The 4,373-nt window shown below is 54.0% G+C and carries 6 protein-coding genes; all 6 read right to left on the bottom strand.

Annotation, left to right across the window (positions count from 1 at the left end; all coding sequences use genetic code 11):
* Positions 1-662 (bottom strand): bifunctional diaminohydroxyphosphoribosylaminopyrimidine deaminase/5-amino-6-(5-phosphoribosylamino)uracil reductase RibD (gene ribD / locus ABJQ89_RS06620; protein WP_348495478.1); only part of this gene is annotated, 662 nt, incomplete at its 3' end.
* A 20-nt stretch (positions 663-682) separates the two neighbouring features.
* The gene (nrdR, locus tag ABJQ89_RS06615; protein WP_348495477.1) at positions 683-1,150 is read right to left on the bottom strand and encodes a transcriptional regulator NrdR; all 468 of its coding nucleotides are present in this window, start codon (positions 1,148-1,150) and stop codon (positions 683-685) included.
* Positions 1,151-1,316: 166 nt separating this feature from the next.
* On the bottom strand, positions 1,317-1,850 hold the full coding sequence (locus tag ABJQ89_RS06610; protein ID WP_348495476.1) for an SRPBCC family protein: 534 nt from the start codon (positions 1,848-1,850) through the stop codon (positions 1,317-1,319).
* A gap of 64 nt (positions 1,851-1,914) precedes the next feature.
* Positions 1,915-2,406 (bottom strand): hypothetical protein, encoded by a 492-nt coding sequence (locus ABJQ89_RS06605; RefSeq protein ID WP_348495475.1) that lies wholly within the window; start codon positions 2,404-2,406, stop codon positions 1,915-1,917.
* A gap of 96 nt (positions 2,407-2,502) precedes the next feature.
* Positions 2,503-2,778 (bottom strand): HlyU family transcriptional regulator, encoded by a 276-nt coding sequence (locus ABJQ89_RS06600; RefSeq protein WP_348495474.1) that lies wholly within the window; start codon positions 2,776-2,778, stop codon positions 2,503-2,505.
* Between the two features lie 21 nt (positions 2,779-2,799).
* Positions 2,800-4,373: RNA polymerase sigma factor RpoD (gene rpoD / locus ABJQ89_RS06595; RefSeq protein ID WP_348495473.1), on the bottom strand; the 1,574-nt coding region annotated here is incomplete at its 5' end.

Here is a 4,373-nt window from a genome sequence, read left to right as displayed (position 1 = left end):
GGCACATTCAACCCACGCGCTGCGACAATCCTCAAAGGTTGGCGCGCTATGCCCATATCGCGCACGGTGAGCGATGGATCATCCGCACGCGCGGTCCCTGCCCCGACCAGCACCGCATCATGGCGCGCGCGCAATGCATGCACCTCACGGCGCGCTTGTGGCCCCGTGATCCACTGACTGTCGCCCGTGCGCGTCGCAATGCGACCATCCAGCGTGAGAGCCAGCTTGAGCGTCACCAAAGGGCGCCCCATTTCTGTTTTCAGGAAAAATCCAGCGTTGTCGCGCGCGGCCTCTTCGGCGCATAGGCCTGTGTCGACTTCAATCCCCGCATCACGGAGCTGCTGAAACCCAAGACCCGACACACGTGGATCGCTGTCCTCCATCGCAGCCACAACGCGCGCGATGCCTGCATCGATCAAGGCATGGCTGCAGGGCGATGTTTTTCCATGATGCGAGCAAGGCTCCAGCGTCACATAGGCAGTAGCACCCTTGGCAGCAGCCCCCGCTTGGGCCAGCGCCACGCGCTCTGCATGGGGGCGACCGCCGTCTTGCGTGCGCCCGCGCCCAACAATGCGACCATCTTTGACAATCACACAACCAACCGCAGGGTTAGGCCACACACGACCAAGGCCCCGCCGCGCAAGCGACAGGGCCATTTTCATATAAGCTTGATCGCTTATGCTCACTCGTCCGGCGTCACATTCGGACGCAGCTCGGAGACAAACTTATCAAAGTCATCAGCCGCTTGGAAGTTCTTGTAAACACTCGCAAAACGCACATAAGCAACCGTATCGATACGGGCCAAGGCCTCCATGACAATCTCACCGATTTGCTTCGATCCGATGTCAGTTTCGCCCATGCTCTCCAAACGGCGCACGATGCCGGAGATCATTTGATCCATACGCTCTGGTTCCACTGGACGCTTTTGTAGAGCAATCCGAATAGAGCGTTCCAACTTATCGCGGTCAAAGTCTTCACGACGACCGTTCGATTTAATCACTACCAAATCGCGCAACTGCACGCGTTCATACGTTGTAAAACGTCCACCACAAGCAGGGCAAAAACGCCGACGCCTGATGGACACGTGAACCTCGGCAGGACGACTGTCCTTTACCTGAGTGTCAATATTCCCGCAAAATGGGCAGCGCATCGCCGTCCCCCTTATCCTACTTCCGCCTCTGGCTGTGGGTTTTTCCCACTTATCCACAGGCTTTATAGGACGACCTCTAGAGTTTGGGTAGTGCGCGCAAACACACGCTGTATCTAGTGTGACATTGCAGACTCAGAAACCCGATTTCATTAGCACCCAGCGGGACTTATCCCGCCTCCACCAGAGCCTTAAGATTTGCGAGACCCTTTTCATAGTCTCCGCCAACCCATCTATCCATCATTAACCCCATGTAACGGCCAATCGGGTTCATCCCCATGTCGGTCTCTAGATCCCAAGTGATGGTGGTCGCGCCATCGGCCTCAACCAGATTGAAGGCGGCCATCGCTGTTCCTTGCGCCCCAAAATCAAGCGCAGTGACAACCTTCTGGTTCTCGACGCTTTCAACGATTTCCTGCGCGCCGTTGCCGACTTGCGGATGATCAGAGGTCCAAACCAGTTTTGATCCGACGCCCATATCGGGACCTGTGTAGGTCAACTGAACTTCAGGATCACGGCTGAGCCAGGGCGACCATTCTGCGCCTGCCTTCAGACCATTTACCTTGGCAAAGACATCAGGCGCTGGCGCATCAATTGTGATCGATCGCGCAACTGTCACCTGTCGTGGCAAAAGGTAAGAAACCGCGACCAAAACGATGACCAAAACCACCAGAATTTTCAAAAGACGTTTGATAATGCGCATAAGTCAGCCTCCCTTAATCACGCGACCATACCAGAATTTGCCCTAAAAATCTAATTGCGGCGTCTTAACAACCAGCACCCCAACTAAAGGTCTCGGGGCAATAGCGTTGGCCAGAGAGTTCTTTAGCCTCGAATAGCGGATAAAAATCTGCCTCTGTGACGCTGCCGATATCGCAGATCAGCTCAGCAATTTCTGAATCGCCCTCGCCGACAATCAAACGCCCTTCAATCGGTGCGCCTTCAACATTTCGATCGATAGAATACGACAAGATGTAGGAATAGACGTTGTTGTAGAAGGTAATCCCCTCCCAGATGGAACGGCCTACGCCATTCCAAGGCGTCATATCGACACCGATTTCGCGCCGCGCCAGCAATAGATCAGGCGCACGATCTGTAGCGCCGAAGCTATACACCGCGATATCGCCCTGCAGGCACACATCGACCGTTTTGCTGCCACCGTTGAAGGTGCAATGAAACATCGGCGTTCCACCGCCAAAGCACGCCGCTTGTGCGCTGCCAGCCATACTGAGAAAACAAATCGTCAAAAAATTGCGCATGAAAATCCACCCTATCAAAAGCTATCGCGGGCGAAACACTGCCCTGCAGCACGAAGCTTACAACAGAATTGAGAAATTCCAACGACCGAGCATTGCTCAGAACAGACGATCACCCAATTGATCGATCATCTGCTTTGCCTTGGCGATAGACGCCTCGCGACACACATCTATGTCAGAGATCGTATCGGCCCGAATGAGGCGATGGGTCTTTAATTCGCCACCCACCTCTTTTTCAATAACAGCACAAAGGCGATAGCCCTGCTGTTCTTTCATCGGTTCAGGTGTAATGCGGAAACCTTCATAGGTTTCCGACTGTTCGGGTTTCGGCGCTTTGCTCGCCTTAGGCTTCAAACCAAAAAGCTTAGAGAACATATGCGCCGATGCCCTTTCTGTTTACTGATCCAAGAAGCTACGCAGTTTGCGTGAGCGGCTTGGGTGCTTGAGTTTACGCAGTGCTTTCGCTTCGATCTGACGAATACGTTCGCGCGTCACAGAGAACTGCTGACCCACCTCTTCGAGCGTGTGGTCGGTGTTCATGCCGATACCGAAACGCATGCGAAGAACACGTTCTTCACGAGGCGTGAGCGAAGACAGAACGCGCGTTGTCGTCTCTTTCAGGTTTTCCTGAATAGCGCTGTCGAGAGGCAGAACCGCGTTCTTATCCTCAATGAAATCACCGAGTTGGCTGTCTTCCTCATCGCCAATCGGCGTTTCCAGAGAAATCGGTTCTTTCGCGATTTTCATAACCTTGCGCACTTTTTCAAGCGGCATTTGCAGCTTGGCGGCCAATTCTTCCGGCGTCGGCTCGCGGCCGATTTCGTGAAGCATCTGACGACCTGTGCGCACCAGCTTGTTGATCGTTTCGATCATGTGCACCGGAATACGGATGGTGCGCGCCTGATCCGCGATAGACCGCGTGATCGCCTGACGGATCCACCATGTCGCATAGGTGGAGAATTTGTAGCCACGGCGATATTCAAACTTATCAACGGCCTTCATCAAGCCGATGTTGCCTTCTTGAATAAGATCAAGGAATTGCAGGCCACGGTTCGTGTATTTCTTAGCGATCGAGATCACCAAACGAAGGTTCGCTTCCACCATTTCTTTCTTGGCCTGACGCGCTTCTTTTTCGCCCTTCTGAACCTGCTGCACGATGCGGCGGAATTCAGAGATATCAAGACCAACGTATTGGCCAACTTGCGCCATGTCACCGCGAAGTTCTTCAACCTTGTCGGTGGAGCGTTCGATGAACATCTGCCAGCCACGACCGGACTTTTGGCCCATCTCTTCGAGCCAGTTCGGATCAAGCTCGCGGCCACGGTAGGCCTCTACAAATTCGCGGCGGTTGATACGCGCTTGGTCCGCGAGTTTCACGATGGAACTGTCGATGCTCATCACACGGCGGTTGATGCCGTAAAGCTGATCGATCAAGGCTTCGATACGGTTGTTGTGCAGGTGAAGTTCATTCACCAACAGAACGATTTCAGAACGCAGCTTTTGGTACGTCGCTTCTTCCGTTTTGGAGAAGCTGTCATCCTCATTCAGCGTCGCAGAAATACGGCTGTCCTGCATTTCGGACAGTTTCGCATAATCATCCGCAATAATGTCGAGCGCCTCGAGAACCTGCGGCTTTAGCGCAGCTTCCATCGCAGCGAGCGACATGTTCGCCTGTTCGTCTTCATCATCATCGTCGTCTTGGGCAATCGGATTGCCGTCCGCGTCGAGTTCCTGCGCAGCGGCGCCTTCCGCTTTGGGTGCTGTTGTCGAATTGGCAGCAGCAGGAACGACGGGTGTTTGTTCTTCACCGTCCATCTGATTGCCGAATGTGGCTTCCAGATCGATCACATCGCGCAGAAGAATATCTTCTGACAAAAGTTCGTCGCGCCAGATTGTAATCGCCTGGAACGTCAACGGGCTTTCGCACAGCCCTGCGATCATCGTGTTGCGGCCAGCCTCAATACGCTTGG

Source organism: Planktotalea sp. (assembly GCF_039984035.1).
Lineage (GTDB): Bacteria > Pseudomonadota > Alphaproteobacteria > Rhodobacterales > Rhodobacteraceae > Planktotalea.
This window is presented reverse-complemented; position numbering and strand designations above follow the sequence as displayed.